Genomic DNA, 26,803 nt, shown 5'->3' with positions numbered 1-26,803 from the left:
ACGATGGCCAAAGAGAAGTTTGCCCGCACCAAGCCGCACTGCAACATCGGCACGATCGGTCACGTCGACCACGGCAAGACGTCGCTGACGGCGGCGATCACGAAGGTCCTGGCGGAGTCGGGTGGCGCGACGTTCACGGCCTACGACCAGATCGACAAGGCCCCCGAGGAGAAGGCCCGCGGCATCACGATCTCGACGGCCCACGTCGAGTACGAGACGGCCAACCGTCACTACGCCCACGTCGATTGCCCCGGCCACGCCGATTACGTGAAGAACATGATCACCGGTGCCGCCCAGATGGACGGCGCGATCCTGGTCGTGTCGGCCGCCGACGGCCCGATGCCGCAGACCCGCGAGCACATCCTGCTCGCCCGTCAGGTCGGCGTGCCGGCCCTGGTGGTGTTCCTCAACAAGGTCGACCTCGTCGACGACGAGGAGCTCCTCGAGCTCGTCGAGATGGAGGTGCGCGAGCTCCTCTCCAAGTACGACTTCCCCGGCGACGACATCCCGATCACCAAGGGCTCGGCCAAGGTCGCCCTCGACAACGGCGACAAGGCCGTCGGCCACGACGCCGTGCTGAAGCTGATGGAGTCGGTGGACGCCTACATCCCGCAGCCGGAGCGTCCGATCGACAAGCCGTTCCTGATGCCGATCGAGGACGTGTTCTCGATCTCGGGCCGCGGCACCGTGGTGACGGGCCGCGTCGAGCGCGGCATCGTCAAGGTCGGCGAGACCGTGGAGATCGTCGGCATCCGCGACACCCAGACCACCACGGTCACGGGCGTCGAGATGTTCCGCAAGCTGCTCGACCAGGGCCAGGCCGGCGACAATGTCGGCGTGCTCCTGCGCGGCACCAAGCGCGAGGACGTCGAGCGCGGCCAGGTCGTGTGCAAGCCCGGCTCGGTCAAGCCCCACACCAAGTTCAAGGCCGAAGCCTACATCCTCACCAAGGAGGAGGGCGGTCGCCACACCCCGTTCTTCACCAACTACCGGCCCCAGTTCTACTTCCGCACCACCGACGTGACCGGTGTCTGCGAACTGCCCGAGGGCACCGAGATGGTGATGCCCGGTGACAGCGTCACCATGGACGTCACCCTCATCGTCCCCGTCGCCATGGAAGAGAAGCTCCGCTTCGCCATCCGTGAAGGCGGTCGCACCGTCGGCGCAGGCGTCGTCGCAGCCATCAACGATTAAGTTCGGTACGCTCAGTCTGCTGGGATCGACAGAGGGGCGGGTCCTCGCGCCCGCCCCTTCTTAAGTCCCGCCAAGGTTTCAGGTCATGAACGGTCAGAATATCCGCATTCGCCTCAAGGCGTTCGATCATCGCATCCTCGATGCCTCGACCCGCGAGATCGTGTCGACGGCCAAGCGCACCGGCGCGACCATTCGTGGTCCGATCCCGCTTCCGACGCATATCGAGAAGTTCACCGTCAACCGCTCGCCGCACATCGACAAGAAGTCGCGCGAGCAGTTCGAGATGCGCACCCACAAGCGCGTCCTCGATATCGTCGATCCGACGCCGCAGACCGTGGACGCGCTGATGAAGCTCGACCTCGCCGCCGGCGTGGACGTGGAGATCAAGCTCTAAGTCCCGCGGGGATTTAGAGCTTACCGTAGAATCGCGCGAGGGAGACACCTATGCGCTCAGGCGTCATTGCACAGAAGGTCGGCATGACCCGCATCTTTACGGATGCTGGCGAACATGTACCCGTGACAGTGCTTAAAATCGATCAATGCCAGGTGGTCGCCCACCGTACCGTCGAGAAGAACGGCTACGTCGCCCTTCAGGTCGGCGTCGGCAAGGCCAAGGTGAAGAACGTGTCGGCTGCCGAGCGCGGCCGGTTCGCGGTCGCCAAGGTCGAGCCCAAGCAGAAGCTCGCCGAGTTCCGCGTGTCCGAGGACGCGCTGATCCCGGTCGGTGCCGAAATCACCGCCGACCACTTCATCCCCGGCCAGTTCGTCGACGTGACGGGCACGACCACGGGTAAGGGCTTCGCCGGCGGTATGAAGCGCTGGAACTTCGGCGGTCTGCGCGCCACCCACGGCGTGTCCATCTCGCACCGTTCGATCGGTTCGACCGGTGGCCGCCAGGACCCGGGCAAGACCTTCAAGAACAAGAAGATGCCCGGTCACATGGGCGTCGACCGGGTCACGACCCAGAACCTGCGCGTCGTGCGCACGGATCCCGAGCGTGGCCTCATCCTCGTCGAAGGCGCCGTTCCCGGTGTCGCCGGCGGCTGGATCCAGATCCGCGACGCGGTGAAGCGCAAGCTCCCCGCCGACGTGCCGCAGCCGGGCAAGTTCCGTGAAAACGGTTCTTCCGCTGCTCCCGCCACCGAAGCTCCGGCTCCCGAGGCTCCCGCTTCCGAGGAGAACGCGTGATGAAGCTCGATATCACCACTCTCGACGGCGACGGCGCCGGGTCCATCGACCTGGACGAGACCATCTTCGGTCTCGAGCCCCGCGCCGACCTTCTCCAGCGTATGGTGCGCTGGCAGCTCGCCAAGCGTCAGGCCGGCACCCATGCGGTCAAGAACCGCTCGGACGTCAACCGCACGCGCAAGAAGCTGTACAAGCAGAAGGGCACCGGTAACGCTCGTCACGGCGCAGCCTCCGCTCCGCAGTTCCGCGGCGGTGGACGTGCCTTCGGTCCGGTCGTGCGCAGCCATGCTCACGACCTGCCCAAGAAGGTCCGCGCCCTGGCTCTCCGTCACGCCCTGTCCGCCAAAGTGAAGGCCGAGACCCTCATCATCGTGGACGACGTGACGCTCGCCGACGGCAAGACCCGTAACCTGGTCGAGCGCTTCGAAAAGATGGGCCTGTCCAGCGCGCTAATCATCAGCGGTGCCGAGGTCGACGTGAACTTCGGTCGCGCCGCCCGCAACATCCCGCAGATCGACGTCCTGCCGGTCCAGGGCATCAACGTCTACGACATCCTGCGTCGCGACAAGCTCGTGCTGACGCGCGCAGCGATCGATGCGCTGGAGGCGCGATTCAAATGAGTGCCGATCCGCGCCACTACGACATCATCGTCTCCCCGGTCATCACCGAGAAGGCGACGAACCTCACCGAGCAGAACAAGGTCGTCTTCCGGGTCTCTCCGAAGGCTACCAAGCCGCAGATCAAAGAGGCGGTCGAGAAGCTGTTCGACGTCAAGGTCACGGGCGTGAACACGCTCGTCACCAAGGGCAAGAAGAAGATTTTCCGCGGGCTTCGCGGACAGCGTTCGGACGTGAAGAAAGCGATCGTGACCCTCGCCGAGGGTGAAACGATCGACGTCACGACCGGGCTCTGACACGAAAAGCGTTAGGATCAAGCCGATGGCCTTGAAGACATTCAAACCGGTCACGCCGAGCCTTCGCCAGCTCGTGCTCGTCGACCGCCGTGAGCTCTACAAGGGCAAGCCGGTCAAGAAACTCACCGAGGGCAAGTCGTCGTCCGGCGGCCGCAACAACCTCGGTCGCATCACCGTCCGCTTCCGCGGCGGTGGTCACAAGCGCACCCTGCGCAACGTCGATTTCAAGCGTCGCGAGCAGCTCGGCGTGGCCGCCACCGTGGAGCGGATCGAGTACGATCCCAACCGCACGGCGTTCATCGCGCTGATCACGTTCCCCGACGGCGTGCAGAGCTACATCCTGGCTCCCCAGCGTCTGTCGCCGGGCGACAAGGTGATCGCCGCCGAGCAGGTCGACATCAAGCCGGGCAATGCCGGCCCGGTCGGCAACATGCCGGTGGGCACGATCGTCCACAATGTCGAGCTGAAGATCGGTAAGGGCGGCGCGATCGCCCGCTCCGCCGGGAACTACGCCCAGATCGTCGGGCGCGACCAGGGATACGTCACCCTGCGTCTAAACTCGGGTGAGCAGCGCCTGGTCCACGGCAATTGCTTCGCCAGTGTCGGTGCGGTGTCGAACCCGGACCACATGAACATCTCGCTCGGCAAGGCCGGCCGCAATCGCTGGCTCGGCAAGCGCCCGCACGTTCGCGGCGTTGCCATGAACCCGGTCGATCACCCGCACGGCGGCGGTGAGGGTCGTACCTCGGGCGGCCGTAACCCGGTCACGCCCTGGGGCGTGCCCACCAAGGGGAAGAAGACCCGCTCGAACAAGCGGACCGATGTCTTCATCCTCGCCAGCCGTCACAACCGCAAGAAGTAACCCTCATGGCACGCTCGCTCTGGAAGGGGCCGTTCATCGACGGCTACCTCCTCAAGAAGGCTGAGACCGCTCGCGGATCCAGCCGCAACGAAGTCATCAAGATCTGGAGCCGTCGCTCCACGATCCTGCCGCAGTTCGTCGGGCTCACCTTCGGTGTGCACAACGGACAGAAGCATATCCCGGTCTACGTGTCCGAGGAGATGGTCGGTCATAAGTTCGGCGAGTTCTCGCCGACCCGTACCTTCCACGGCCACGCAGCCGACAAGAAGGCGAAGAGGCGCTGAGATGGGCAAGCAAGCCACCCCCCGCGCGCTCCCCGAGAACGAGGCGAAGGCCGTCGCGCGCATGCTGCGCGTGAGCCCTCAGAAGCTCAATCTCGTTGCGCAACTCATCCGCGGTAAGAAGGTCGAGTCGGCTCTGGCCGACCTGGAATTCTCCCGCAAGCGGATCGCCCGCGAGGTCAAGAAGTGCCTCGAGAGCGCCATCGCCAATGCCGAGAACAACCATGACCTCGATGTCGACGATCTCGTCGTCTCCGAGGCCTTCGTCGGCAAGGCCCTCGTGCTCAAGCGTTTCCACGCTCGTGCCCGTGGCCGCGGCGCCCGCATCCTGAAGCCCTTCGCGAACCTCACCATCGTGGTGCGCGAAGTCCCGACCGCCGAAGCGGCGTGAGGAGGACCTGATGGGCCAGAAAGTCAATCCGATCGGTCTGCGGCTCGGTATCAACCGAACCTGGGACTCCCGCTGGTTCGCCCAGAAGGGTGAATACGCGAAACTCATGCACGAGGACGTCGCCATCCGCGCCGCCCTCATGAAGCAGCTGAAGCAGGCTGCCGTGTCCAAGATCGTCATCGAGCGTCCGCACCGGAAGTGCCGCGTCACCATCCACTCGGGCCGTCCGGGCGTGGTGATCGGCAAGAAGGGCGCGGATATCGAGAAGCTGCGCAAGCTCGTCGGCACCCTGACCAAGGCCGACGTGACGATCAACATCGTCGAGGTGCGCAAGCCCGAGATCGATGCCACCCTGGTGGCCGATTCGATCGCCCAGCAGCTCGAGCGTCGTGTCGCCTTCCGTCGTGCCATGAAGCGCGCCGTGCAGTCGGCCATGCGTCTCGGTGCCGAAGGCATCCGGATCAATTGCTCGGGTCGCCTCGGCGGCGCTGAGATCGCTCGTCAGGAATGGTACCGCGAAGGTCGCGTCCCACTGCATACCCTGCGCGCGGATGTCGATTACGGCGTGGCGACCGCCTTCACGACCTACGGGACGTGCGGAATCAAGGTGTGGGTGTTCAAGGGCGAAATCCTCGAGCACGACCCGATGGCGCAGGACAAGCGCGCTCAGGAAGAAGGCGGCCGTTCGGGCGGACGTCGCGAGCGCGATGGCGAGGGTGGCCGCGAGCGCGGCCGGCGCGAACACGCCTGAGGCGTGATCGCGTACGCCCGTTAGCCATAGAAGGTGTTGAGAGGCTGCCATGTTGCAACCCAAGAAGACCAGGTTCCGTAAGCAGTTCAAGGGTCGCATCCACGGTGCGGCCAAGGGCGGCTTCGACCTCAATTTCGGGACGTTTGGCCTGAAGGCCATCGAGCCCGAGCGCATCACCGCACGTCAGATCGAGGCGGCCCGCCGCGCGATCACCCGTGAGATGAAGCGCCAGGGCCGTGTCTGGATCCGGATCTTCCCGGACGTTCCGGTCACGGCGAAGCCCACCGAAGTCCGCATGGGCTCCGGTAAGGGTGCACCCGAGTTCTGGGCTGCCCGCGTGCATCCCGGACGTATCATGTTCGAAGTCGACGGCGTCGCCGAGGACATCGCCAAAGAGGCCCTGCGCCTCGGTGCGGCGAAGCTCCCGATCCGCACGCGCGTCGTTCAGCGCATCGCTGACTAAGGGGAGGGGATCATGAAGTCGTCACAGAGACAGTCGGATCTGGCCGCCCTGTCGCCCGATCAGCTGAACGATGAGCTGCTGAACCTGAAGAAGGAGCAGTTCAACCTGCGCTTCCAGGGCGCCACCGGCCAGCTCGAGAACGTCGCCCGCGTCCGTGAGGTCCGCCGCGATATCGCCCGCGTTCGCACTCTCCAGCGTCAGAAGACGCTGAAGTCCGCGCAGGCCTGAGGAGTACACCATGCCGAAGCGCGTATTGCAGGGCGTCGTCGTCAGCGACAAGGGCGAGAAGACCATCGTCGTGAAGGTGGAGCGTCGCTTCACCCATCCGGTGATGAAGAAGACCGTCCGTCGTTCGAAGAACTATCACGCCCACGACGAGACCAACATTGCCAAGGTCGGCCAGACCGTGTCGATCGAGGAATGCCGTCCTTTCTCGAAGACCAAGACCTGGAAGCTCATCGAAGGTGGCGCAGCCGCCGTGGAAGCACCTTCCGCCGAAGCGTGAGACCGATGCAGTTTTGTTAAAGCGGGCGCAGCTTCTGCGCCCGCTTTTTTGCGTCTTGTGCCTAGCCGGGAAGAACGAGCGATTCGCCGAGGTGCATGACTTCTTGTCGGTCGCCCTATCCGACTGATCGAGCGTCACCGAATCAGATGGCTTCGACCGCGAACACTTGCTCAAATCCGCCGAGCATTCAGTTCCGCTCTCCCACGCTCGTCATCAACGGTGCGAATCAGGATGGCTCCCGGCGTCGGATACGACCGGTCGGGCCTTTCGATGAAGACCCGTCCTGGATTGCCGTCTGCAGCGCGGCTGCGCGTCTTTGCTCTTGCGCCGCGCTTCCCTCTCTAGTAATAGGCCGTCCTTCGCGACATGCAAAAGGGTGTTCGCACCCTGGACCGCGGTGACCGCGCCGGCGTTGAGAAACGCCGAATGCGCGGTCCTTCTATATGAGCCGGGGACATCAGATCCCCATCAGACGTCGTCCGCCGGACAATACCGTCCGTGTGCGGAAACCCGTCTGAAACAAGGAAAGGTCACTCTCGTGATCCAGATGCAGACGAATCTGGACGTCGCCGACAATTCTGGTGCGCGTCGCGTGATGTGCATCAAGGTTCTCGGCGGGTCGAAGCGCAAGTATGCCGGTGTCGGCGATATCATCGTCGTCTCGGTGAAGGAGGCCATTCCCCGCGGCCGCGTGAAGAAGGGCGACGTCATGAAAGCCGTCGTCGTTCGCACCGCCAAGGAAGTGAAGCGCGCCGACGGATCCGTGATCCGGTTCGACAAGAACGCCGCTGTCCTGATCAACAATCAGAAAGAGCCGATCGGCACCCGTATCTTCGGACCCGTGCCGCGCGAGTTGCGCGCCCGGAACCACATGAAGATCATCTCGCTCGCTCCGGAGGTGCTGTGATGGCTGCCAAAGTCAAGAAGGGCGACAAGGTCGTCATTCTCACCGGACGCGACAAGGGTCGCTCCGGCGAGGTCATCCAGGTGATGCCGAAGGAAGACCGTGCGCTCGTGCGCGGGGTCAATCTGGTCAAGAAGCACCAGAAGCAGACGCAGAACCAGGAAGGCGGCATCATCTCCAAGGAAGCCGCGATTCATCTGTCCAACATCGCGATCGCCGACCCCAAGGACGGTCAGCCGACGCGCGTTGGTTTCCGCATTCTCGACGACGGCCGCAAGGTCCGGTTCGCCAAGCGCTCGGGGGATCTGATCGATGGCTGAGAAGAACAACGACGCGTACACCCCTCGTCTGCGCAAGCATTACGATGAGGTCGTCCGCCAGAAGCTGATCGAAGAGTTCGGCTACAAGAACCCCATGCAGGTTCCGGTCATCGAGAAGATCGTGATCAACATGGGCGTCGGCGAGTCCACCGCCGATTCCAAGAAGGCCACCGTCGCCGCCGGCGACCTTGCTCTGATCGCCGGCCAGAAGCCGGTCATCACCAAGGCCCGCAAGGCCATCGCGACCTTCAAGGTCCGCGAAGGCATGCCGATCGGCTGCAAGGTCACCCTGCGCAAGCACCGGATGTACGAGTTCATGGACCGCCTGATCACCATCGCGCTCCCGCGCGTTCGTGACTTCCGCGGCCTGAACCCCCGTTCGTTCGACGGCAACGGCAACTACGCGTTGGGCCTCAAGGAGCACCTGGTGTTCCCGGAGATCTCCTACGACAAGGCCGATGCCACCTGGGGCATGGACATCGTGATCCAGACGTCGGCTCGCACCGATGCCGAGGCACGCGCGCTCCTCTCGCAATTCCGATTCCCGTTCCGGCAGTAAGTGCTGAAAAGCGCTTAGACGCGGACACTGGAGAGAGACATGGCAAAGAAAAGCTCAGTCGAGAAGAACAACCACCGCAAGGAACTCGTGAAGCGGTTCGCCGCCAAGCGTAAGGCCCTCCTTGCCACGGCCAACAACGAAGGCCTCGAGATGGAGGAGCGCTTCGAGGCGCGCCTCAAGCTCGCGGAACTGCCCCGCAACTCGTCGGCGACCCGGGTCCGCAACCGTTGCGGCATCACGGGACGTCCCCGCGCTTTCTACCGCAAGATGGGCATCTCGCGCGTGGCGCTTCGGGAACTTGGCAATCGGGGTCTCATCCCCGGTCTGGTCAAGTCCAGCTGGTAAGGAGCAGACACCATGGTCAACGATCCCGTGGGTGATATGCTCACCCGCATCCGCAACGGTCAGATGCGCCGCCGCAACGTCGTTCAGACGCCCGGCTCGCGTCTCCGTGCGAGCGTTCTCGACGTCCTCAAGGCCGAGGGCTACATCCGCGATTACGCCACGACCGATTTCGGCAACGGCCGCACCGAGTTCTCGATCGAGCTCAAGTACTATGACGGCCAGCCCGTCATCCGCTCGATCCAGCGCGTCTCGAAGCCCGGCCGCCGTGTCTATTCGGCCGTGACCGAACTTCCCCGCGTCGCCGATGGTCTCGGCGTCACCATCGTGTCCACCCCGCAGGGCGTCATGGCCGACCACGAGGCGCGTGAGCGCAACGTCGGCGGCGAAGTGCTCTGCAAGGTGTTCTGATCTCGGACTTGGAGGAAAGGCAATGTCTCGCGTAGGCAAGAAGCCCGTTCCCGTCCCGTCCGGTGTGACGGCCACGGTGACCGGTCAGACGGTAACGATGAAGGGCTCCAAGGGTGAGCTCAAATATGTCGTCCCCAATGTGGTGGACGTGAAGTTCGAGGACGGCGCCGTCTCGGTGCTGCCCAAGAACCAGACCAAGGAGGCCCGCTCGCTGTGGGGCACCTCCCGGGCTCAGGTGGCGAACCTCGTCGAGGGCGTCTCCAAGGGGTTCGAGAAGAAGCTCGAGATCACCGGCGTCGGCTATCGTGCCGCCATGGCCGGCAAGGCCCTCAAGCTCTCCCTCGGCTACAGCCACGACATCGAGTACGAGATCCCGGTCGGGATCACGATCGCGGTGCCCAAGCCCACCGAGATCGTCATCTCCGGCATCGACCGGCAGGTGGTGGGACAGGTGGCAGCCGAGATTCGCGATTATCGCGGTCCCGAGCCCTACAAGGGCAAGGGCGTGCGGTACGCGGGTGAGTTCATCTTCCGCAAGGAAGGCAAGAAGAAGTAAGGGCCGGCCATCATGTCACGCAAAATCGATGCACTCGACCGCCGCAAGGCGCGTGTGCGCCGCGCGCTGCGGGCGGCGGCGAATGGACGGCCCCGGCTCTCGGTGTTCCGTTCCTCCAAGCAGATCTACGTTCAGGTCATCGACGACGCCGAGGGCAAGACCCTCGCCGCCGCCTCGACCCTCGACAAGGATCTCCGCTCGGGCCTGAAGACCGGTGCCGATACGGCAGCGGCCGCGGCAGTCGGCAAGCTCGTCGCCGAGCGCGCCAAGGCCGCCGGAGTCACCAGGGTGATCTTCGACCGTTCGGGCTACATCTATCACGGGCGCGTCAAGGCGCTCGCCGACGCCGCCCGTGAGGGTGGCCTCGAGTTCTAAGACCAGGCGGGGAGGGGCGGCACAGGCCGTCCCTCGGACAAGCTATCAAGCGAGCGGGCTCCGCCGCCCGCGTCAGTGAGACAGGATTCAAACATGGCACGTGAACGGGAAGGCGGTGGCCGCGGCCGCCGCGATGAGCGCGAGGAGCGCGACAGCGAATTCGTGGACAAGCTCGTCCACATCAACCGCGTCGCCAAGGTGGTGAAGGGTGGCCGTCGCTTCGGTTTCGCCGCCCTCGTCGTCGTTGGCGATCAGAAAGGTCGCGTCGGCTTCGGCCACGGCAAGGCACGTGAAGTGCCGGAAGCCATCCGCAAGGCCACGGAAGCCGCCAAGCGCGGTCTCGTCCGTGTCGCCCTGCGCGAGGGCCGCACCCTCCATCACGACGTCTACGGACGTCACGGCGCCGGCAAGGTCATCCTGCGCGCCGCCCCCCAGGGTACCGGCATCATCGCCGGCGGCCCGATGCGCGCCGTCTTCGAGACGCTGGGCATGCAGGACGTCGTGGCCAAGTCGCTCGGCTCGTCGAACCCCTACAACCTCGTCCGCGCCACCTTCGAGGCGCTGAAGAACGAGGACAGCCCGCGCGCCGTCGCGGCCCGTCGGGGTCTCAAGGTGTCGACGCTTCAGGCTCGCCGCCGCGATGCCGATCCGTCCGACCTGTCCGAAGCCGCAGTCGCTTAAGGGGAGGGTGCAATGGCAACGAAGACTCTCCGCGTCGAGCAGATCGGCTCGCCGATCCGCCGCGAGGGCGACCAGCGTGCGACGCTGATCGGCCTCAAGCTCAACAAGCTGCACCGGGTGGCCACGCTGGAGGATACTCCCTCCGTGCGCGGAATGATCCGCAAGGTGCACCACCTCGTGCGCGTCCTCGACGACGCGGCCTGAGGGAGGGCATCATGAAACTGAACGAAATCCACGATAACGACGGCGCGACCAAGAACCGGATGCGCGTCGGCCGGGGCATCGGCTCCGGCAAGGGCAAGACCGCTGGTCGCGGCGTCAAGGGTCAGAAGGCCCGTACCGGCGTCTCGATCAAGGGCTTCGAGGGCGGCCAGATGCCGCTTCACCGTCGCCTGCCCAAGCGCGGCTTCAACAATCTGTATTCCACGGACCTGAACGAGGTGAACCTCGGTCGCGTCCAGCAGGCTGTCGATGCCGGCCGTCTCGATGCTTCGGCGGTCGTCACGGTTGAGTCCCTCGTCACCGCCGGAATCATCGCCCGTCCCCGTGACGGCGTGAAGCTGCTCGGCGTCGGCGAATTGACCGCGAAGCTCTCCTTCGAGGTCACCCGCGCGTCGAAGTCGGCGGTCGAGGCTGTCGAGAAGATCGGCGGCACGGTCAACGTCGCTTACGGTGCCGGCATCTCCACCCGCGGCAAGCCTGCCGCGGAATAAGTCTTCCGACGCCGCTGTTGCGTAGCGTCGGGGCAGACTTTAAGTCGAAGCTCTGAGCGGCGGCCCGTGCGACCTGCGCGTGGCCGCCGTTTCAGTTTGTTCGGGGGTGCTTCAACCCCCAATCTGGATCTATCTCAGGAACGGGTGCCATGGCCTCAGCCGCCGAGCAGCTTGCCGCGAACCTCAATTTCGGGGCCATCGCCAAGGCCGACGAGCTCAAGAAGCGCATCTGGTTCACGCTGGGTGCGCTCGTGGTGTTCCGCCTCGGCACCTACATCCCGATTCCCGGCATCGACCCAGAGCAGTTCGCGCGGAACTTCCAGCAGCAGGCCGGCGGCGTCCTCGGGCTGTTCAACATGTTCTCCGGCGGTGCCGTCGAGCGCATGGCGATCTTCGCCCTCAACATCATGCCGTACATCTCGGCCTCCATCATCATTCAGCTTCTCACCTCGGTGATCCCGAGCCTGGAGACGCTGAAGAAGGAGGGGGAATCCGGTCGGAAGGTCATCAACCAGTATACCCGTTATCTCACGGTGGTGCTGGCGCTGGTCCAGAGCTGGGGCATCGCCTTCGGCCTCCAGAGTTCGAGCGCCGCGATCGATCCCGGCCCGTTCTTCATCCTGTCCACCGTCATCACGCTCACGGGCGGAACCCTGTTCCTGATGTGGATCGGCGAGCAGATCACGTCGCGCGGCATCGGCAACGGCTCCTCCCTCATCATCTTCGCCGGCATCGTCGCCCATCTGCCCACCGCCATCGTGGGTGCGCTCGAACTGAGCCGGACCGGTGCGCTGTCCGCCGCCGTGATCCTCGGCGTCGGCCTGGCGGCCATCGTCCTCGTCTACTTCATCGTGTTCATGGAGCGGGCCCAGCGCCGGCTTCTCATCAACTACCCCAAGCGCCAGGTCGGCAACCGCATGTACGAGGGTCAGACCTCGTTCCTGCCGCTGAAGCTGAACACCGCCGGCGTCATCCCGCCGATCTTCGCCTCGTCGCTGCTCCTGCTGCCCGCCACCGTGGCGAGCTTCTCGGCCAATAACGGCGGCACCGGGGTGCTGGCCACCATCACGACCTATCTCGGCCATGGCCGGCCGCTCTACATGGTTCTCTACGCGGCGCTGATCATCTTCTTCGCGTTCTTCTACACGGCGGTCGTCTTCAATCCGCAGGAGACGGCGGACAACCTGAAGAAGCAGGGCGGCTTCATTCCCGGCATCCGTCCGGGCGAGCGGACCGCCACCTTCATCGACAAGGTGCTGACGCGCATCACGCTGATCGGCGCCCTGTATTTGACTTTCGTCTGCCTTGTGCCGGAGATCCTGGCCTCCTACGCATCGGCGAGCCTCGGATTCGGCGGCACCTCGCTTCTCATCGTCGTATCGGTGACGATGGATACGGTGGCCCAGGTGCATGGACATCTGATGGCCCACCAGTATGAGGGCCTCGTGAAGAAGGCGAAGCTGCGCGGCGCCACCCGGCGCCGCTGAGGCGCCCCAGACGACGCCGATCGACCAGGACGATGCCGGCAGGCATCGTCTTCTCCGTGCCCTGAACGCCAGAACCCCAACGCCCGACGCGGCTACCGGACGAGGACAACGACGCTATGCGGATAATTCTGCTCGGACCACCTGGAGCCGGTAAGGGAACCCAGTCGGCCCGGATCGTCGAGCGTTTCGGCATTCCGCAGCTTTCCACGGGTGACATGCTGCGCGCGGCCGTGGCCGCCGGTACCCCCGTCGGCCTCGAAGCGAAGTCGATCATGGAGAGCGGTGGACTGGTTCCGGATTCCGTCGTGGTCGGAATCGTGGCCGACCGGATCGAAGAGGCGGATGCCCGCCCCGGCTTTATCCTCGACGGGTTCCCCCGCACGGTGGAGCAGGCTGCGGCCCTGGACAGGATGCTGGCCGAGAAGAACCTGCAGCTGGATACGGTCGTCGAGTTCGCTGTGAACGAGGAGATCCTCGTCGGGCGCATCGCCAAGCGCGCCGCCGAGACCGCCGCACGCGGGGAACCCGTCCGCAAGGACGACACGCCCGAAGTGTTCAAGACGCGCCTTTCCGCCTTCCGCGCGCAGACGGCGCCGCTCTCGGCCTATTATGCGAGCCTCGGCATGCTTCGGACCGTCGACGGCATGAAGCCGGTGGACGAGGTGACGAACGAGGTGATGGCTCTCCTCGAACCTCTGGCCAGCACCACCGCATCCTGAAATCGTCGACTCGGTGGTCGTTGACAATATCGTCGGGTCGCGCTAGCAGGCCCCTATTCGTCCATGCGTGATGGGTCTGGAGTGCCTTCGTTAAAGAGGCGCTGCGGGCCGATTTGTCGTTATGGGCGGCGCGCAGGGGCCGGCCTCCACCGGACGCGCGTGACACAGCAGGGCCGGACCGCAGCGTCCGAGCGCCCAATGGAGTGAGACCTTGGCCCGTATCGCAGGCGTCAACATCCCGACCAACAAGCGCGTCGTCATCGCGCTCCAGTACATCCACGGCATCGGCGCGAAGAAGGCCGAAGAGATCACCGGCAAGGTGGGCATCCCCGCCGAGCGCCGCGTGAACCAGCTGACCGACGCCGAAGTGCTGTCGATCCGCGAGACGATCGACCGCGACTACATCGTCGAGGGCGATCTGCGCCGTGAAGTGTCGATGAACATCAAGCGTCTGATGGATCTCGGCTGCTACCGTGGCCTGCGTCACCGCCGCAATCTGCCCGTCCGTGGTCAGCGTACGCATACCAATGCGCGCACCCGCAAGGGCAAGTCGAAGCCGATCGCCGGCAAGAAGAAGTAATTTTATAAGATTGGGAGGCAGCTTTTCGCTCCGCCTCCCGTCTGTCGCGCCGGGTGGCCCGCTATCGGCAGCCCGTATGGCGGCTCGGTCATCCAGATCCGCGCCGCCGATACCGCAAAAATCCCGAGCGCCTGGAATGACGGGCGCGCCTGAAGGACGAGACGAGAGACAATGGCCAAGGAAGCAACCCGCATTCGCCGCCGCGAACGCAAGAACATCGTGTCGGGCGTCGCCCATGTGAACGCCTCGTTCAACAACACGATGATCACCATCACCGATGCGCAGGGCAACACCATCTCCTGGTCGTCCGCCGGCGCCATGGGCTTCAAGGGCTCGCGCAAGTCGACCCCTTACGCCGCCCAGGTCGCCGCCGAGGACGCGGCCCGCAAGGCTTCCGAGCACGGCATGCGCACCCTCGAGGTCGAGGTGTCCGGTCCCGGTTCGGGCCGTGAATCGGCGCTCCGCGCGCTGCAGGCGGCCGGCTTCACCGTGACCTCCATCCGCGACGTGACGTCGATTCCGCATAACGGCTGCCGTCCGCGCAAGCGTCGTCGCGTCTGATACCGGTTCGTTGCCCGGCCCCTTGGTGTGAAAGCGGAGAAACGTGTGCCCGATGCCGTGAAGGCGCTCCCCGGCGTTCTACGCTGGAGCCTTGGCGATCTGACCGTCACCGTTCTGAATGACGGTTACCTTCAAGGCTCCCTCGATCTCGTCACCGGGATCGGGTCGGACGAGGCCGGTTCGCTTCAGGCGGCCGGCTTTCGTGCGCAGGCTCCTCGGATCACGCTCAACGCCTTCCTGATCGAGGCGCCCGGCCGGAAGCCGATCCTCATCGATTCGGGCATGGGTCATTTCGGTGGCGACACGCTCGGTTACATTCCGGCAGCACTCGCGGCGACCGGGGTCAGCCCGAGCGATATCGAGACGGTGCTGCTCACGCATCTCCATCCCGATCATGCCGGTGGCTTGATTCATAAGGACGGTTCGGCCGCCTATCCCAATGCCGAACTCGTCCTGCATCAGGCCGAGACCGCTCACTGGCTGGCGGACGACGCGATCTCACGGGCTCCCGAGGGAGCCCGGCCGTATTTCCAGAACGCGCAGAAGGCGGTGGCCCCCTATGCCGGCCGCGTGCGGACGATGACCGATGGTGAGGTCCTTCCGGGCATCACGGCGGTTCCCTTGCCGGGGCATACGCCGGGTCATACCGGCTTTCGCATCGTGTCGGGCTCGGCGTCCCTCCTGATGTGGGCGGATATCGTCCATCTGCCAGCGATCCAGTTCAAGCGACCGGAGGCCACGATGGTCTTCGACGTGGATCCGGATCGGGCGAGAGCGGTGCGCAAGCGGATGCTGGATGAGGTCTCGAGCGAGAGAACCTTCGTCACCGGCGGCCATCTGGAATTTCCGGCGCTCGGCTACGTGGCGCGGGACGGCGGGGCCTACAGCTTCGTCCCGGAACTCTGGGTCGCGGCCCACTAACCGCCCGCCACTTCGCGGGCACATGATTTTCGAGACCGAGCCGTGCAAGGCGATGCGCGGGAAGGGCTCAAGGACCGACCACTGCAGTGGCTCGTGTCGGAAGTGCGAGAGGTAGGACCGTGGTCATACAGAAGAACTGGCAAGAGCTCATCAAGCCGAACAAGCTCCAGGTTTCGACCGGGCATGACCCCAAGCGGGTCGCCACCGTCGTCGCCGAGCCCCTCGAGCGCGGCTTCGGCACCACCCTCGGCAACTCCCTGCGCCGGGTTCTCCTGTCGTCGCTCCAGGGCGCGGCCGTGACCTCGGTCCAGATCGACGGCGTGCTGCACGAGTTCTCGTCGATCCCCGGCGTGCGTGAGGACGTCACCGACATCGTCCTCAACATCAAGACCATCGCGATCCGGTCGCAGACCGAAGCGCCCAAGCGCCTCACCCTGCGCAAGACCGGTCCGGGCACCGTCACCGCCGGCGACATCGCAGCCGTCGGCGATATCCAGATTCTCAATCCCGAACTCGTCATCTGTACCCTCGACGACGGCGCCGAAATCCGGATGGAATTCACCGTCGCCACCGGCAAGGGCTACGTCCCGGCCGAGCGCAACCGCCCCGAGGACGCGCCGATCGGCCTGATCCCGGTGGACGCCCTGTTCTCGCCGGTCACCAAGGTGTCCTACCGCATCGAGACCACCCGCGAGGGCCAGGATCTCGACAAGGACAAGCTGACGATGACGATCGAGACCAACGGCGCCGTGTCGCCGGAGGACGCGCTGGCCTACGCCGCGCGCATCCTCCAGGACCAGCTCCAGGTGTTCGTGAACTTCGAGGAGCCCCGCAAGGAAGAGGCGCAGCCGCTCGCGCCGCAGCTCCCCTTCAATCCGGCCCTGCTCAAGAAGGTCGACGAGCTCGAACTGTCGGTCCGTTCGGCGAATTGCCTGAAGAACGACAACATCGTCTATATCGGCGACCTCATCCAGAAGTCGGAGGGCGAAATGCTGCGCACCCCGAACTTCGGCCGCAAGTCGCTCAACGAGATCAAGGAAGTCCTGGCCGCGATGGGTCTCCATCTCGGCATGGACATCCCCGGCTGGCCGCCGGAGAACATCGAAGATCTCGCCAAGCGCTTCGAAGAGCACTACTGAGGCGGAGGCGAAGCCGCCTCGGGCCGAACCTTACGGGCGCATCCCGGCGCCGTTTGTTTGGCCGACACGTCGGGGGTTCGTGCGAACGCGAACTCCCGAAGAATCCCGCCGCGGGGTCATGCGGAATGAACAGTCCCAATCATGGGGCGCTCGGCCGTACCGTGGCACGGCGGCCAGATAAGCAAGGAACAGCCAGATGCGTCATGGATTTCGCGGTCGTCGCTTCAACCGCACCACCGAACACCGCAAGGCGATGTTCGCCAACATGTCCGCCGCGCTGATCAAGCACGAGCAGATCATCACCACGCTGCCGAAGGCCAAGGATCTGCGTCCGGTCATCGAGAAGCTCATCACCCTGGGCAAGATCGACAGCCTGCACACGCGCCGCCTCGCCATGTCGCAGATCCGCGACGAGGCCATGGTCCGCAAGCTCTTCGCCGTCCTCGGCCCGCGCTACAACGCCCGTCCGGGTGGTTATTGCCGCATCATGAAGGCCGGTTTCCGCTACGGCGACAACGCGCCGCTCGCCGTGATCGAGTTCGTCGACCGCGACGTGGATGCCCGCGGCCTGGATTCGGGTCCGTCGCAGGTCTCCGACGCGGCGTAAGCCTCGGCTCCCCCTATCCGACGGCAGAAAGGCGGCCCCTGGGCCGCCTTTTTTCTTGCCCGCGTCACCCGGACCATCGGTTCGGTCCCCCGCACGAAACGTTCCGAGCGGAGGCACGGGGGCTCACGTTGCGGAGACGAGCATCCCCGACACAAGAGCGGCGAGATCGGCCGATTCGAAGGGCTTGCGCAGAACCGGCAGGTCCTCGGGGATCGGGATCGCCTCGGCATGGCCGGTCACGATGAGGATCGGGACGGTCGACCAGCGCCGCCGCACGATCTCCGCGAGTTCGACGCCCGTCATTCCGGGCATGGCGAGGTCCGCCACGATGAGGTCGAAGGAGGAGCGCTCCAACAGGGCCACCGCCGCCGCCCCGTCCGCCGCTTCGGTCTCGGTGTAGCCGAAGGTGTTGAGGAAGGAGGCGGTGACGTGCCGGACTTCGGCATCGTCGTCCACCACGAGGATACGCGCCGGACTCACGGCGCGTGGCGCCGTCGCGGCGGCGAGCGGCGGTCTCTCCTCGGCGAGGTCCGCGCGGGGGAGAAACAGCTCGACCGTCGTGCCCTTCTCGACTTCGCTCGTAATGCGCAGCTTGCCCTGCGACTGCTGGGTGAGGCCGAACACCATGGCGAGGCCGAGGCCGGTGCCCTGGCCCACCGACTTGGTGGTGAAGAACGGCTCGCAGACCCGCGCCAGGATCTCGGGCGGGATGCCCATGCCCGAATCGGTGATCGTCACGGTGACGTAGTCTCCGGCCGTCAGGTCGGGATCGTCGGTCACCGTCACCGCGCCCGTGGCGATGGCGATCGATCCGCCGTCCGGCATGGCGTCACGCGCATTGATGCAGAGGTTGAGGATGGCGAGTTCCAGCTGGTCGGGATCGACCCGGGCCGCCGGATGGGCGGCGTCGAGGTCGGTGGTCACGCTGACGAGCCCGCCGAGGCTCCCGCCGAGCAGCACGTCCATCCCGGCGACGAGGGCATTCACGTCCACCGATCGGGGCCGCAGGTCGCGCGCCCGGCTGAAGCTGAGGAGGCGCTTCGTCAAAGACGCGCCGCGCTGCGCGGCCTGCGTCGCGTTGGTGACCAGGCGCTGGACCCGCGGCTGATCGACGATCTTGGGGCCGACGAGTTCGAGGCTGCCCAGGATCGCGGTGAGAAGGTTGTTGAAGTCGTGGGCGATTCCGCCCGCGAGGGTGCCCAGAGCCTGCATCTTGTCCGACTGGCGCAGGCGCGCCTCCAGGTTCTTCTGCTCGGTGACGTCCCGCTCGATGGTGGCGAGGTGGGTGATGGCGCCGGCGGCACCGCGAATCGGCACGCGGGTGACATGGCTCCAGCGCTCGGCGCCGACAGGTCCCTCGGCGGACACCGTCTCGGAGATGCTTCCGCTCGCGATCGCGGCGCGGTCGGCTTCGCGCGCGGCGCTCTCCCCACTCGGCCTGCCCTCGATCTCCTCCCTGGTGCGTCCGAGGCACTCGGCGACGGTGTGGCCGAGTCGTCCGGCCTTGCGCGCGTTGAGGCGGACGAAGCGGCCCTCCTTGTCCTTGAACGCGATGGCGTCTTCCGCATTGTCGAGGAGCCCGAGGAGCAGAGCGCGCTCGGTGGCGAGCTCGCGGGCGAGGCTGTGGCGCTCGAAGGCCTGACGGACGGTGGAGCGCAGCAGGACGGGGTCCCACGGCTTGGTGACGTAGCCGGTGATGCCACCCCGGTTGAGAGCGGCGACGACGGCGCTCATATCGGCATAGCCGGTGAGCAGGATCGTCTGCGCGTCGTGGAACGCCCGGGCCTCGGCCAGCATGACGTCGCCGGTCATGCCGGGCATCCGCTGATCGGAGAGGATGACGGCGATGTCCGGGCTCGCCCTGAGGATCTCGAGGGCCTCGGACGGCTTCGTCGTGGTGATGACCGTGTAATCGTCCTCGAACAGGTCTTCGAGGGCGATCAGGATGTCCGGCTCGTCATCGACGGCGAGGATCGTGCCTTTGACCATGTCTACGCTGCCTGCCGCGGAATGCCGATCACGAAACAGGCTCCCCCCCCTTCGGCCGTCTCCACGCTGAGCGAGCCGCTATGCGCCTGTACCACGCTGTATGCAATCGCCAGCCCGAGACCCGTTCCCGCGCCCACGGGCTTCGTGGTGAAGAAGGGCTCGAATATCTTTTCCCGCAGGGTCTCGGGAATGCCGGGTCCGGTATCGCTGATACGGATCACGTCCGTCTCGGGCAATTCCTGGGTGACGATGGAGATGGTGCCGGATTCCGGCATGGCATCGGCGGCATTGCCGAGGATGTTCATGACGACCTGATTGAGAAGGGCGGGGGTGCAGTGGATCTCGGGCCGGCCCGAGAAGTCGCGTTCGACGGTAATCCGCGTCCCGAGCTTGTGCTGGATCAGGGCGAGCACCGTCTCGATCGATTCGGGAACGTTGACGAGGGTGCGCTCGCCTTCGTCGAGGCGCGAGAACTTGCGCAGGTTCAGCACGAGATCCTGGATGCGCGTGAGGCCCATCCGCATGGAACCCACGCGGTCGCGGCATTTGGCGAGCGACCGGTGCGAGGCGAGTTCCGCCTCGGATTCCGCGATCTCGCCGAGCAGGCGCTCGACCGTGCCCTGATGCGCCAAGATGAAGGCGAGGGGATTGTTGATCTCATGGGCGATGCCGGCAACGAGTTCGCCGAGGGACGCCATCTTGGCGGCCTGGACCAGCTTGGCCTGGGCATCCGTGAGCTTGCGGTTGGCGGTGGCGAGATCCCGGTTGGCCTGTTCGAGGGCACCGGCCAGGGCGGCACGCGCCTCGGCCGCCTCGGCCTCGGCGCGCGCGCGTTCGAGCGCTCGCTCGCGGGCGCCGAACTCGCCGGCGATGCGGCGGTCGTCTTCTTCCAGCAGCTTGCGCCGGACGAGGCCCCTGACGCGGATGACGAGGACTTCGCCGTCGGCCTTCGAGACCACGTCGTCGGCCCCGGCCGCATAGGCTTCGACCAGGAAATCCTTGGCCGGGGCGCTGCCGGCGATGCCGACGAGGTGGAAGGTCGGCGCTCCCGCCTCCCGTGCCTCGATCCCCGCCGCGCGGCGCCGGTCGATGGCCCTGCACAACGCGAGGCCGTCATAGGCGGGGCCGAGGAGGTCGATGGTCACGCAATCGAAGGCGGCATCGGCCTCGTCGAGGGCGGCGAGGGCGGCGTCGTGGGTGGCGGCGGTACGGACCTCGTGGCCCTCATGGGCAAGAAGGCCGGCAAGGAAGGTCCGATAGGTAGCGCTGCCGTCGACCACGAGGACGCGGCCGCGCCGAAACGCCGAGACGCCCGGACCGTCGCCGGAGGCAGCGCCCCCCTGGCGCTCACGCAGGAGGGCGCGGATGCGCAGGATCAGGATATCCCGGTCGGCGGATTTCGCCACATAGGCGTCGGCGCCGCTCTCCAGCCCCTGGCGTTCGCCGTCGCGGGCGCCGGTGAGCATCAGCAGGGGCAAAGCGCGGGTGCGCAGGGACAGGCGAAGCTGGCGGGTGAACTCGTCGCCGTTCATACCCGGCAGGTGGTGATCGGCCACGACGAGGTCGGGCAGGCGGGTGTTGAGATGGTCGAGGGCCATCTCCGCCGTTGGGCAGCGCTCCACCGAGAAACCGTGGCTCTCCAGGAGCAGGCGCAGTTCCAGCGCCTGCGTCTCGGAATCCTCGACGAGCAGGATCCGGGGCCGGGGGAGGGTACCGTCGGGACTGCCGATCCCGCTCATGCGAAGGGGTCCTTCGCCGCGAGGCCGGGCAAGGCGAGGCGGACGAGATGGGGAGCGACCTGGTCGAGGGGGAGGATCGCGGAGGCTCCCGAGAGGCGAATCGCTGCCGCCGGCATGCCGAACACGACGGCGGTACTCTCGTGTTCGGCCACGGTCTGGGCACCGGCCTGGCGCATGGCGAGGAGGCCCGTGGCGCCATCCTCGCCCATGCCGGTGAGAAGGACGCCGATGCCGCGCGCCCCGGCATGGCGGGCCACCGAGGAGAACAGGACGGTGGCGGCCGGGCGCTGGCCGCCGACGGGCGCCGCATCGAGGAGGCGCAGGTGCCCTCCGGGCGCCCATTCGAGGTGCCGGTCGCCCGGCGCCACGTAGACATGTCCGGCCTCGGCCCGCTCGCCATCGGCGGCGAGCCTGACCGGGAGGGAGACGACTCCGTTCAGCCAGGAGGCGAATCCCTCCATGAAGGCCGGCCCCATATGCTGGACCACGAGGACGGGAAGCGGGAACCCGTCGGGCAACCCTCCGATGACGCGGGCGAGGGCAGGCGGGCCGCCGGTGGAGGCGGCGATCGCCAGGACGCTGGCGGCGTTCGAGGCGGCCGGGGGCGCGGCGAGGTCTGACGGCGACAGGGGTGCACCCCGGCGCCCGGCCCATTCCGACCCGATCGGCCGACGCCGGATCACCGGCACCTCGGCCATGATGCGCAGCTGCGTGCAGATTTCTGAAGAGACGGCATCGTAGCCGGCATGCGTCGTCGCCACCGGCTTTTCCACCACGGAGAGTGCGCCGGCGCGTAGCGCGTTCATGGAGATGCGCAGGGAGGAATCCTCCACCGAATCCGCGATGACGACGATGGGCGTCGGCTGCTCGGCCATGATCCGGCGCGTGGTCTCCAGCCCGTCGATGCCGGGGAGACGGATATCCATCGAGATGACGTCGGGACGGGTATTGGGGAGCACCGCGAGGGCTTCCTCGCCGGACGCGACGGCGGCCACCACTTCGAGGCGCGGGTCGCGGCCGACGATATGGCGCAGGAGCTCACGGACCACGAGGGAATCCTCCACCAGCATCACGCGCACGGGGGGGCCCCGCCTCGCCGCCGGAGGGGTCTCGATCGGTGTCTGCTCGGCGTCACTCACAACAATTGCCCGATCGTATCGAGAAGCTGGCGCTGGTCGAACGTCTGTTTCGTCAGATAGGCGTCGGCGCCGAGAGAGAGCCCCCGTGCGACATCGTCGGCATCCCCCCGTGAGGTCATCAGGATCAGGGGAAGGCGGGCGAAGGCCTCGTCCGCCCGCAGGGCCTTCAGCAGCCCGAACCCGTCGAGGCGCGGCATCTCCACGTCGGCCACGACCAGATCCACCCGTTCGATGCCGGCGCGCAGGCGGTCGAGGGCGTCCTGCCCGTCGACGCAGACGACGACGCGGTAGCCCGCCGATTCCAAGATGCCCTTCTCCAAGGTTCGCGTGGTGATGGAATCGTCGACCACCAGGATCGTCGAACGTCGCGGGAGCGCGGCTGTTCCGGAGGGTTCGTCGATGGGCTCCGGCGCCGCGTGGCTCGTCTCGCCCGCCCGGGCGGCCAGACCGTCGGGATCGAGGACGAGGACCGGCGTATCGCCCCCCAGGACGACGGTGCCCGAGATCAGGCGCGGATCGGCGCCGATGGGCGGTGCCGGCAGGACGAGAAGGTTGCGGACATCGCGCAGGGCATCGATCCGCATCGCCCAGGACCGGCCGCCCGCGCGCATCAGCACCGCCGTCACCGGGCGGCCCTCGCTCGGGCGGTTGTCCTCGCTCGCCACCCCGATGAGGCCCGCCAGATCCACCAGGGGCAGGGACAGATCCTCGCCGCCCTCCCTCGGCAGACGGACCATGGTCCGGCCCATCACAGAGGAGAGGCTCGACCGGTCGAGGCGCAGGAGGCGCTCCACGCTGGCGCTCGGCAGGGCGAAGATCGCGGCGCCGACATCCACCAGCAGCAGGGTCCGCCGCGCCGCCGACAGCGGGAGATGCATGATCAGCGACGTCCCGGCCGGGACACGCGGTTCGAGCCGGACACTGCCGCCGAGACGCCGGACCGTGTCGGCGACGACGGACAGGCCGATGCCCCGCCCGGACAGGGTGTCGATGGCGGAGGCGGTGGAGAAGCCGGGTTCGAACACCAGGGCGAGGAAGGAATCGGGATCGCCGTCGACGCCACCGATCAGGCCGCGCGCCCGCGCCGTCGCCTCGATGGCGCGCAGGTCAGGCCCGCGCCCGTCGTCATGGATGCCGATGACCAAGCGGCCGCCGCGCACGGCGACGTCGAGGGTGATCGAGAGTTCGGGCGGCTTGCCCCGGCGCTCACGCTGCTCGGGCGGCTCCGCGCCATGGCTCAGGGCATTGCGCAGGGCGTGGAGGACCGGGTCCTTCAGCGATTGAAGCATGGCGCGGTCGACGGGGAGGTCGAGACCGCGCGTCACGACGTCGATCTCCCGGCCGGCCTCGCGCGCCATGTCGCGCAGCGCCCGGGGAAACGCGCCGAACACGGTCTCCGCCGGCACGAGGGCCAGTCGCTCGGCCTCCCGTCCGATCCGGGCGGCGGCGGCGTCCGCCGCGGCGATGGCGCCGGTGCGGATACGGCCGAGCAGCGCGGCATCGCGGGCGAGGGCGAGGAGCGCCGTCTCGAAACCGCGCAACTCCGCCCTGATGGCGTCGAGGCCGGACGCGTCCGCTCCGGGCTCGGATCGGCCCTTGCCGCTACGGGCTTCGCCGCCGCGAAGGGTTTCGGCCCGGCGGCCGAGGGCGGCGGCGTCCCGCTGGAGCTTCGCCAGCCCCTCCGCCACAACGGATTCCGCGCCGAGCGCACTGGTCAGCTCATGCGAGGCCCGCGTCATCGCCTCCACCGCGTCGGCGGGCACGCGCAGGAGCGCGCCCGCATCGACGGTGGGTTCGGCCGGGATCGGTGGAGGCTTCTGCGGCGGCGATGGCGCCGGGATACCGACCGCAGGCGAATCCGGCCGGGCCGGCGGCGGCTCGGCGGGAACCGGGGACGGGCCGGCGAGGCAGCGATCGAGGGACGCGAGCGCATCGGCCGGCATGGCCGGGTCCGCTTCGCCCTTGAGGGCCGCGACATAGGCCTCGATCCGGTCCAGGGCGAGGTGGACGGCCCCCGTCGCCTCACGGTCGAGGGCGGCGTCGCCGGCGACGATCCGCTCGAACAGGGTCTCGAGCCGATGGGCCACGGCCTCGACCTTCGGCAGGTCCACCGCCCGCGAGGCGCCCTTCAGGCTGTGCGCCCGGCGGAAGACGTCGTTCCAGTCGGGAGGGACGTTCCCGACCGCACCGGCCAAGGAAACGTGGGTCAAGGAGACATGGGCCAAGGATACATGGGCCAAGGCGGCGCGGATCGCATCGATATGCTCGCGATGTTCGACCTCGAAGGCCGCGAGGAGCTGCTGGCGGATATCCATCGGTCGGTTGCGCCCGGCCTCTCCCGTCAGTGCCGGTATCGGTCGGCGAGGGTCAGGAGCGCCTGGGCGAGTTCGGTGAGATTGGCGGAGGCCGCCTCGACCTCGCGGGTCCCGGCGGCGGTCTGCTGGCTCGCCTGCCGGATGTTCTGGAGGGCGCCCATCACCTGCTCGATGCCGAGCTGCTGCTGGTTGGTGGAGGCGACGATCTGCTGGAAGGTCTGGACGCTCTCCTCGACCTTGGCGGTGATCTCCTCGATGGTCCGCTGGGTCGTGTCCGAGCGGGCCTTGCCGGTCATGGTGCGCTTGACCGCCTCCTCGGTGAGCATGACCGAGGTGTTGATGCCCCGCTGGATCTCCGAGAGGATGGTGCGCACCTGCGCGGTGGCCGCCTTGGCCTGATCGGCGAGCAGCTTCATCTCCGAGGCGACGACGGCGAAGCTCCGGCCGCTCTCGCCCGCCGCCGCCGCCTCGATCGCCGCGTTGAGCGCCAGCAGGTGGGTGCGCTCCGAGATGTCGTTGACGGTGGTGATGATCTCGCCGATCGCCTGGGTCTTCTCGCTCAGCGAGACGATGTTGCCGGCCACCGCCTCCGCCTGCTCGCGGATGGCGTCCATGGCCTTGGCCGTATCGGCCACCGCCCGCAGGCCGGCCCGCGAGATCTGCGCGGTGGATTGGGCGGTGGCGATCACCTCGCTCGCCCGCTTGCCGATCTGGGCGCCGGAATGGGTGATCTCGTCGACCGTGGCGGCGGTCTCCTGCACGGCCGCGAACTGCTCCTCGACGCTGGCCGCCTGTTCCTGGGCGGAAGCGCGGATCTCGGCGGCGGCGGCATTGAGGTCGGAGGTGGCCGCCCGGTTGGTGCGGGCGAGGTCGGCGAGGCCGGAGACCATGGTGTTCAGGGTCGATGCCAGGCGGCCGATCTCGTCGGAGCCGGTGCGCCCGAGCGTCCGCGTCAGGTCGCCTGACCCCACATGCTCGGCGAAGGCCATGACCTCTTCGAGGGGCTTGACCACGCCCCGGCGGATGAGGCCCGTGACCACGATGCTCAGGACGACGCAGAGCGCGAGGATGAGGCCGATGGAGACGAGGCTGCGCTCGTAGATGTCGCTGGAGCGGCGCTGGCCCGCATCGATTCCCTGGTCGAGCAGGTCGCGGGTGCGGTCGAGATCGCGCAGGAACTCGTCCTGGATGCGGTTGAGATCGTCGTTGCGGGCTTCCACCCCCTCGACGTCCTTGGCCAGGATGGCGGCGAGCTGCACCTCGCTGGCGGTGCGCAGCTTCCGGAAATCCGCCGCGGCGGCGCTGGCGGCCTCGCCGAGCCGCTTCCAGATCGCCGAGCGCTCGGGAGAGGGGGCCGTGGCGCCATAGCCGTCGGCGGTGCGGACGGTGTCGACGAGGATCGCCTCCGCCTCGGACGCCACGCGGCGCCAGGTATCGACGTTCGCGGCGATCTCGCCATCGGGGCGGTTGCGCATCAAAGCCGCGATGACGCCGTTGCGGCGAAGGCTGCCGAGGTCGCGCGACTTGTTGCCGAGATCGTCGAGCTTGCGCGCGATGGTGAGGTCGCGCGTGACGATCGTCGCGGTATTGTCGCGGACGGCTCCGATCTGGCCCAGCGCGTAGACGCCGAGCCCCACCATCACCAGGGTGATGGCGACGAAGCCGATGAGGATCCGTTTTCCGATCGAGATCGACACGCTGGGCGACGCTCCGAAACCGCTCGACGGGAAAGGCTCCGGGGGAGCCTTGCCGTCAGCCTTGAGGCAGGTATCGCCGCAGGAGACGCGGCAGATCGATGACGACGAAGCCGGCCTCTCCGCCCTGATGGGCGGCCTCCGGGCCGGGAGCCGGTGCATAGCCCGAAACCGCATCCGCACCAAAGCCGCCCGTGAGAACCGGTTCGGTCGTGAGCGCGCCGTCCACGTCCGCGACGGCGAGAACCCGGTCGACGGCGAGGGCCACGGGGGCGATGCCGCCGCGCAGGACGAGGATGTGGCCCGTCGCCGTCGAGGACTCGGCCCGCGAAGAATCCGCCCGCGAGGGAAGCGGACGCGAGAGGGCGCCCGCGAGGCTGAGCACGCTGACGACGCGGCCGGAGAGGGCGATCAGGCCGAGGAGTTCCGGGGGCGCCCCCGGAACGGGCGTGTAGGTCCGCGCCGGCACCACCTGGACGACGGAGTCCAGGTGGTGCCGGCGCG

General features: G+C 67.0%; 35 protein-coding genes. 29 read left to right on the top strand and 6 right to left on the bottom strand.

Annotated elements, in window-relative coordinates; all coding sequences use genetic code 11:
• The first annotated feature begins 3 nt into the window (after positions 1-3).
• The 29 genes from tuf (at position 4) to rplQ (ending at position 17,423) form a co-directional block, all read left to right on the top strand.
• Entirely contained in the window at positions 4-1,194 is a 1,191-nt protein-coding gene (gene tuf / locus MBTS_RS18720; protein WP_018044231.1) for an elongation factor Tu, read from the top strand.
• An 85-nt stretch (positions 1,195-1,279) separates the two neighbouring features.
• On the top strand, positions 1,280-1,588 hold the full coding sequence (gene rpsJ / locus MBTS_RS18715) for a 30S ribosomal protein S10 (protein ID WP_018044230.1): 309 nt from the start codon (positions 1,280-1,282) through the stop codon (positions 1,586-1,588).
• Between the two features lie 50 nt (positions 1,589-1,638).
• Positions 1,639-2,382: a 50S ribosomal protein L3 gene (gene rplC / locus MBTS_RS18710; protein WP_018044229.1), complete on the top strand. Its 744-nt coding sequence runs from the start codon at positions 1,639-1,641 to the stop codon at positions 2,380-2,382.
• Entirely contained in the window at positions 2,382-3,002 is a 621-nt protein-coding gene (rplD, locus tag MBTS_RS18705) for a 50S ribosomal protein L4 (protein WP_027172970.1), read from the top strand. Before rplC ends, rplD begins: the two co-directional genes overlap by 1 nt.
• Complete coding sequence (locus tag MBTS_RS18700; protein WP_018044227.1) at positions 2,999-3,295, top strand: 50S ribosomal protein L23; 297 nt, start codon at positions 2,999-3,001, stop codon at positions 3,293-3,295. Before rplD ends, MBTS_RS18700 begins: the two co-directional genes overlap by 4 nt.
• Before the next feature lie 25 nt (positions 3,296-3,320).
• Positions 3,321-4,157 carry a 50S ribosomal protein L2 gene (gene rplB, locus MBTS_RS18695; protein ID WP_018044226.1) on the top strand — a complete coding sequence of 279 codons (837 nt, stop codon included), beginning with the start codon at positions 3,321-3,323 and terminating at the stop codon, positions 4,155-4,157.
• A gap of 5 nt (positions 4,158-4,162) precedes the next feature.
• A complete protein-coding gene (rpsS, locus tag MBTS_RS18690; protein WP_018044225.1) occupies positions 4,163-4,441 on the top strand; it encodes a 30S ribosomal protein S19 in 279 nt (92 codons plus the stop codon).
• Position 4,442: 1 nt separating this feature from the next.
• Positions 4,443-4,829 carry a 50S ribosomal protein L22 gene (gene rplV / locus MBTS_RS18685; protein ID WP_018044224.1) on the top strand — a complete coding sequence of 129 codons (387 nt, stop codon included), beginning with the start codon at positions 4,443-4,445 and terminating at the stop codon, positions 4,827-4,829.
• A 10-nt stretch (positions 4,830-4,839) separates the two neighbouring features.
• Positions 4,840-5,580 (top strand): 30S ribosomal protein S3, encoded by a 741-nt coding sequence (gene rpsC, locus MBTS_RS18680; protein WP_018044223.1) that lies wholly within the window; start codon positions 4,840-4,842, stop codon positions 5,578-5,580.
• A 49-nt stretch (positions 5,581-5,629) separates the two neighbouring features.
• Complete coding sequence (gene rplP / locus MBTS_RS18675; RefSeq protein ID WP_056143077.1) at positions 5,630-6,043, top strand: 50S ribosomal protein L16; 414 nt, start codon at positions 5,630-5,632, stop codon at positions 6,041-6,043.
• Positions 6,044-6,055: 12 nt separating this feature from the next.
• On the top strand, positions 6,056-6,271 hold the full coding sequence (gene rpmC / locus MBTS_RS18670) for a 50S ribosomal protein L29 (RefSeq protein ID WP_018044221.1): 216 nt from the start codon (positions 6,056-6,058) through the stop codon (positions 6,269-6,271).
• A gap of 10 nt (positions 6,272-6,281) precedes the next feature.
• Positions 6,282-6,548, top strand: a complete 267-nt coding sequence (gene rpsQ, locus MBTS_RS18665; protein ID WP_018044220.1) for a 30S ribosomal protein S17 — start codon at positions 6,282-6,284, stop codon at positions 6,546-6,548.
• A 538-nt stretch (positions 6,549-7,086) separates the two neighbouring features.
• The gene (gene rplN, locus MBTS_RS18660; protein ID WP_018044219.1) at positions 7,087-7,455 is read left to right on the top strand and encodes a 50S ribosomal protein L14; all 369 of its coding nucleotides are present in this window, start codon (positions 7,087-7,089) and stop codon (positions 7,453-7,455) included.
• Positions 7,455-7,772, top strand: coding sequence for a 50S ribosomal protein L24 (gene rplX, locus MBTS_RS18655; RefSeq protein ID WP_018044218.1), 318 nt, complete (start codon positions 7,455-7,457; stop codon positions 7,770-7,772). The genes rplN and rplX overlap by 1 nt, the downstream gene beginning before the upstream one ends.
• On the top strand, positions 7,765-8,331 hold the full coding sequence (gene rplE / locus MBTS_RS18650) for a 50S ribosomal protein L5 (protein WP_018044217.1): 567 nt from the start codon (positions 7,765-7,767) through the stop codon (positions 8,329-8,331). The genes rplX and rplE overlap by 8 nt, the downstream gene beginning before the upstream one ends.
• Before the next feature lie 39 nt (positions 8,332-8,370).
• Complete coding sequence (rpsN, locus tag MBTS_RS18645; RefSeq protein WP_018044216.1) at positions 8,371-8,676, top strand: 30S ribosomal protein S14; 306 nt, start codon at positions 8,371-8,373, stop codon at positions 8,674-8,676.
• A gap of 12 nt (positions 8,677-8,688) precedes the next feature.
• Positions 8,689-9,084, top strand: a complete 396-nt coding sequence (rpsH, locus tag MBTS_RS18640; RefSeq protein ID WP_018044215.1) for a 30S ribosomal protein S8 — start codon at positions 8,689-8,691, stop codon at positions 9,082-9,084.
• Between the two features lie 22 nt (positions 9,085-9,106).
• A complete protein-coding gene (rplF, locus tag MBTS_RS18635) occupies positions 9,107-9,640 on the top strand; it encodes a 50S ribosomal protein L6 (RefSeq protein WP_018044214.1) in 534 nt (177 codons plus the stop codon).
• 12 nt (positions 9,641-9,652) lie between these two features.
• On the top strand, positions 9,653-10,015 hold the full coding sequence (rplR, locus tag MBTS_RS18630) for a 50S ribosomal protein L18 (RefSeq protein WP_192216219.1): 363 nt from the start codon (positions 9,653-9,655) through the stop codon (positions 10,013-10,015).
• A gap of 93 nt (positions 10,016-10,108) precedes the next feature.
• The gene (gene rpsE / locus MBTS_RS18625) at positions 10,109-10,696 is read left to right on the top strand and encodes a 30S ribosomal protein S5 (protein WP_018044212.1); all 588 of its coding nucleotides are present in this window, start codon (positions 10,109-10,111) and stop codon (positions 10,694-10,696) included.
• A gap of 12 nt (positions 10,697-10,708) precedes the next feature.
• Positions 10,709-10,900 (top strand): 50S ribosomal protein L30, encoded by a 192-nt coding sequence (gene rpmD / locus MBTS_RS18620; RefSeq protein ID WP_018044211.1) that lies wholly within the window; start codon positions 10,709-10,711, stop codon positions 10,898-10,900.
• An 11-nt stretch (positions 10,901-10,911) separates the two neighbouring features.
• A complete protein-coding gene (gene rplO / locus MBTS_RS18615) occupies positions 10,912-11,409 on the top strand; it encodes a 50S ribosomal protein L15 (protein ID WP_018044210.1) in 498 nt (165 codons plus the stop codon).
• Between the two features lie 149 nt (positions 11,410-11,558).
• Complete coding sequence (gene secY / locus MBTS_RS18610; RefSeq protein ID WP_018044209.1) at positions 11,559-12,896, top strand: preprotein translocase subunit SecY; 1,338 nt, start codon at positions 11,559-11,561, stop codon at positions 12,894-12,896.
• A gap of 116 nt (positions 12,897-13,012) precedes the next feature.
• Complete coding sequence (locus MBTS_RS18605; protein WP_018044208.1) at positions 13,013-13,615, top strand: adenylate kinase; 603 nt, start codon at positions 13,013-13,015, stop codon at positions 13,613-13,615.
• 211 nt (positions 13,616-13,826) lie between these two features.
• Positions 13,827-14,195, top strand: a complete 369-nt coding sequence (rpsM, locus tag MBTS_RS18600) for a 30S ribosomal protein S13 (RefSeq protein WP_018044207.1) — start codon at positions 13,827-13,829, stop codon at positions 14,193-14,195.
• A 171-nt stretch (positions 14,196-14,366) separates the two neighbouring features.
• Positions 14,367-14,756 (top strand): 30S ribosomal protein S11, encoded by a 390-nt coding sequence (gene rpsK, locus MBTS_RS18595; RefSeq protein WP_018044206.1) that lies wholly within the window; start codon positions 14,367-14,369, stop codon positions 14,754-14,756.
• A 45-nt stretch (positions 14,757-14,801) separates the two neighbouring features.
• On the top strand, positions 14,802-15,677 hold the full coding sequence (locus MBTS_RS18590) for an MBL fold metallo-hydrolase (RefSeq protein ID WP_192216218.1): 876 nt from the start codon (positions 14,802-14,804) through the stop codon (positions 15,675-15,677).
• A gap of 119 nt (positions 15,678-15,796) precedes the next feature.
• Complete coding sequence (locus MBTS_RS18585; protein ID WP_018044204.1) at positions 15,797-16,816, top strand: DNA-directed RNA polymerase subunit alpha; 1,020 nt, start codon at positions 15,797-15,799, stop codon at positions 16,814-16,816.
• Between the two features lie 196 nt (positions 16,817-17,012).
• Entirely contained in the window at positions 17,013-17,423 is a 411-nt protein-coding gene (gene rplQ, locus MBTS_RS18580) for a 50S ribosomal protein L17 (RefSeq protein ID WP_018044203.1), read from the top strand.
• 123 nt (positions 17,424-17,546) lie between these two features.
• On the opposite strand, the gene MBTS_RS18575 is transcribed toward rplQ, so the two are convergent.
• The 6 genes from MBTS_RS18575 to MBTS_RS18550 all read right to left on the bottom strand — a co-directional run.
• The gene (locus MBTS_RS18575) at positions 17,547-19,412 is read right to left on the bottom strand and encodes a response regulator (RefSeq protein ID WP_192216217.1); all 1,866 of its coding nucleotides are present in this window, start codon (positions 19,410-19,412) and stop codon (positions 17,547-17,549) included.
• A 2-nt stretch (positions 19,413-19,414) separates the two neighbouring features.
• Positions 19,415-21,151, bottom strand: a complete 1,737-nt coding sequence (locus MBTS_RS18570; protein ID WP_018044201.1) for a response regulator — start codon at positions 21,149-21,151, stop codon at positions 19,415-19,417.
• On the bottom strand, positions 21,148-22,221 hold the full coding sequence (cheB, locus tag MBTS_RS18565; protein ID WP_043764710.1) for a chemotaxis-specific protein-glutamate methyltransferase CheB: 1,074 nt from the start codon (positions 22,219-22,221) through the stop codon (positions 21,148-21,150). Before cheB ends, MBTS_RS18570 begins: the two co-directional genes overlap by 4 nt.
• 65 nt (positions 22,222-22,286) lie before the next feature.
• Positions 22,287-24,605, bottom strand: coding sequence for a hybrid sensor histidine kinase/response regulator (locus MBTS_RS18560; RefSeq protein WP_192216216.1), 2,319 nt, complete (start codon positions 24,603-24,605; stop codon positions 22,287-22,289).
• Positions 24,606-24,631: 26 nt separating this feature from the next.
• The gene (locus tag MBTS_RS18555; RefSeq protein WP_056143056.1) at positions 24,632-26,302 is read right to left on the bottom strand and encodes a methyl-accepting chemotaxis protein; all 1,671 of its coding nucleotides are present in this window, start codon (positions 26,300-26,302) and stop codon (positions 24,632-24,634) included.
• A gap of 55 nt (positions 26,303-26,357) precedes the next feature.
• On the bottom strand, positions 26,358-26,803 hold a 446-nt coding region (locus MBTS_RS18550), incomplete at its 5' end, for a chemotaxis protein CheW (protein ID WP_192216215.1).

The sequence above is a fragment of the Methylobacterium bullatum genome (assembly GCF_014845095.1).
GTDB classification, from domain to species: domain Bacteria; phylum Pseudomonadota; class Alphaproteobacteria; order Rhizobiales; family Beijerinckiaceae; genus Methylobacterium; species Methylobacterium bullatum.
The sequence above is the reverse complement of the archived record's forward strand: the minus strand, read 5'-3'. Positions and strand labels throughout refer to the sequence as shown.

Coding starts and splice junctions, on each gene's coding strand:
- MBTS_RS18570 (WP_018044201.1), bottom strand. CDS start 21,151: ATGAGCGGGATCGGCAGTCCCGACGGTACCCTCCCCCGGCCCCGGATC.
- rpsJ (WP_018044230.1), top strand. CDS start 1,280: ATGAACGGTCAGAATATCCGCATTCGCCTCAAGGCGTTCGATCATCGC.
- rpsH (WP_018044215.1), top strand. CDS start 8,689: ATGGTCAACGATCCCGTGGGTGATATGCTCACCCGCATCCGCAACGGT.
- rpmC (WP_018044221.1), top strand. CDS start 6,056: ATGAAGTCGTCACAGAGACAGTCGGATCTGGCCGCCCTGTCGCCCGAT.
- cheB (WP_043764710.1), bottom strand. CDS start 22,221: ATGCTGGTGGAGGATTCCCTCGTGGTCCGTGAGCTCCTGCGCCATATC.
- rpsQ (WP_018044220.1), top strand. CDS start 6,282: ATGCCGAAGCGCGTATTGCAGGGCGTCGTCGTCAGCGACAAGGGCGAG.
- rpsC (WP_018044223.1), top strand. CDS start 4,840: ATGGGCCAGAAAGTCAATCCGATCGGTCTGCGGCTCGGTATCAACCGA.
- MBTS_RS18605 (WP_018044208.1), top strand. CDS start 13,013: ATGCGGATAATTCTGCTCGGACCACCTGGAGCCGGTAAGGGAACCCAG.
- rplD (WP_027172970.1), top strand. CDS start 2,382: ATGAAGCTCGATATCACCACTCTCGACGGCGACGGCGCCGGGTCCATC.
- secY (WP_018044209.1), top strand. CDS start 11,559: ATGGCCTCAGCCGCCGAGCAGCTTGCCGCGAACCTCAATTTCGGGGCC.
- rplF (WP_018044214.1), top strand. CDS start 9,107: ATGTCTCGCGTAGGCAAGAAGCCCGTTCCCGTCCCGTCCGGTGTGACG.
- rpsS (WP_018044225.1), top strand. CDS start 4,163: ATGGCACGCTCGCTCTGGAAGGGGCCGTTCATCGACGGCTACCTCCTC.
- rpsE (WP_018044212.1), top strand. CDS start 10,109: ATGGCACGTGAACGGGAAGGCGGTGGCCGCGGCCGCCGCGATGAGCGC.
- rplB (WP_018044226.1), top strand. CDS start 3,321: ATGGCCTTGAAGACATTCAAACCGGTCACGCCGAGCCTTCGCCAGCTC.
- rplV (WP_018044224.1), top strand. CDS start 4,443: ATGGGCAAGCAAGCCACCCCCCGCGCGCTCCCCGAGAACGAGGCGAAG.
- rplX (WP_018044218.1), top strand. CDS start 7,455: ATGGCTGCCAAAGTCAAGAAGGGCGACAAGGTCGTCATTCTCACCGGA.
- MBTS_RS18560 (WP_192216216.1), bottom strand. CDS start 24,605: ATGGATATCCGCCAGCAGCTCCTCGCGGCCTTCGAGGTCGAACATCGC.
- rpmD (WP_018044211.1), top strand. CDS start 10,709: ATGGCAACGAAGACTCTCCGCGTCGAGCAGATCGGCTCGCCGATCCGC.
- rplQ (WP_018044203.1), top strand. CDS start 17,013: ATGCGTCATGGATTTCGCGGTCGTCGCTTCAACCGCACCACCGAACAC.
- rplE (WP_018044217.1), top strand. CDS start 7,765: ATGGCTGAGAAGAACAACGACGCGTACACCCCTCGTCTGCGCAAGCAT.
- rplC (WP_018044229.1), top strand. CDS start 1,639: ATGCGCTCAGGCGTCATTGCACAGAAGGTCGGCATGACCCGCATCTTT.
- rpsN (WP_018044216.1), top strand. CDS start 8,371: ATGGCAAAGAAAAGCTCAGTCGAGAAGAACAACCACCGCAAGGAACTC.
- rplP (WP_056143077.1), top strand. CDS start 5,630: ATGTTGCAACCCAAGAAGACCAGGTTCCGTAAGCAGTTCAAGGGTCGC.
- MBTS_RS18700 (WP_018044227.1), top strand. CDS start 2,999: ATGAGTGCCGATCCGCGCCACTACGACATCATCGTCTCCCCGGTCATC.
- MBTS_RS18575 (WP_192216217.1), bottom strand. CDS start 19,412: ATGGTCAAAGGCACGATCCTCGCCGTCGATGACGAGCCGGACATCCTG.
- rplO (WP_018044210.1), top strand. CDS start 10,912: ATGAAACTGAACGAAATCCACGATAACGACGGCGCGACCAAGAACCGG.
- tuf (WP_018044231.1), top strand. CDS start 4: ATGGCCAAAGAGAAGTTTGCCCGCACCAAGCCGCACTGCAACATCGGC.
- rpsK (WP_018044206.1), top strand. CDS start 14,367: ATGGCCAAGGAAGCAACCCGCATTCGCCGCCGCGAACGCAAGAACATC.
- rplR (WP_192216219.1), top strand. CDS start 9,653: ATGTCACGCAAAATCGATGCACTCGACCGCCGCAAGGCGCGTGTGCGC.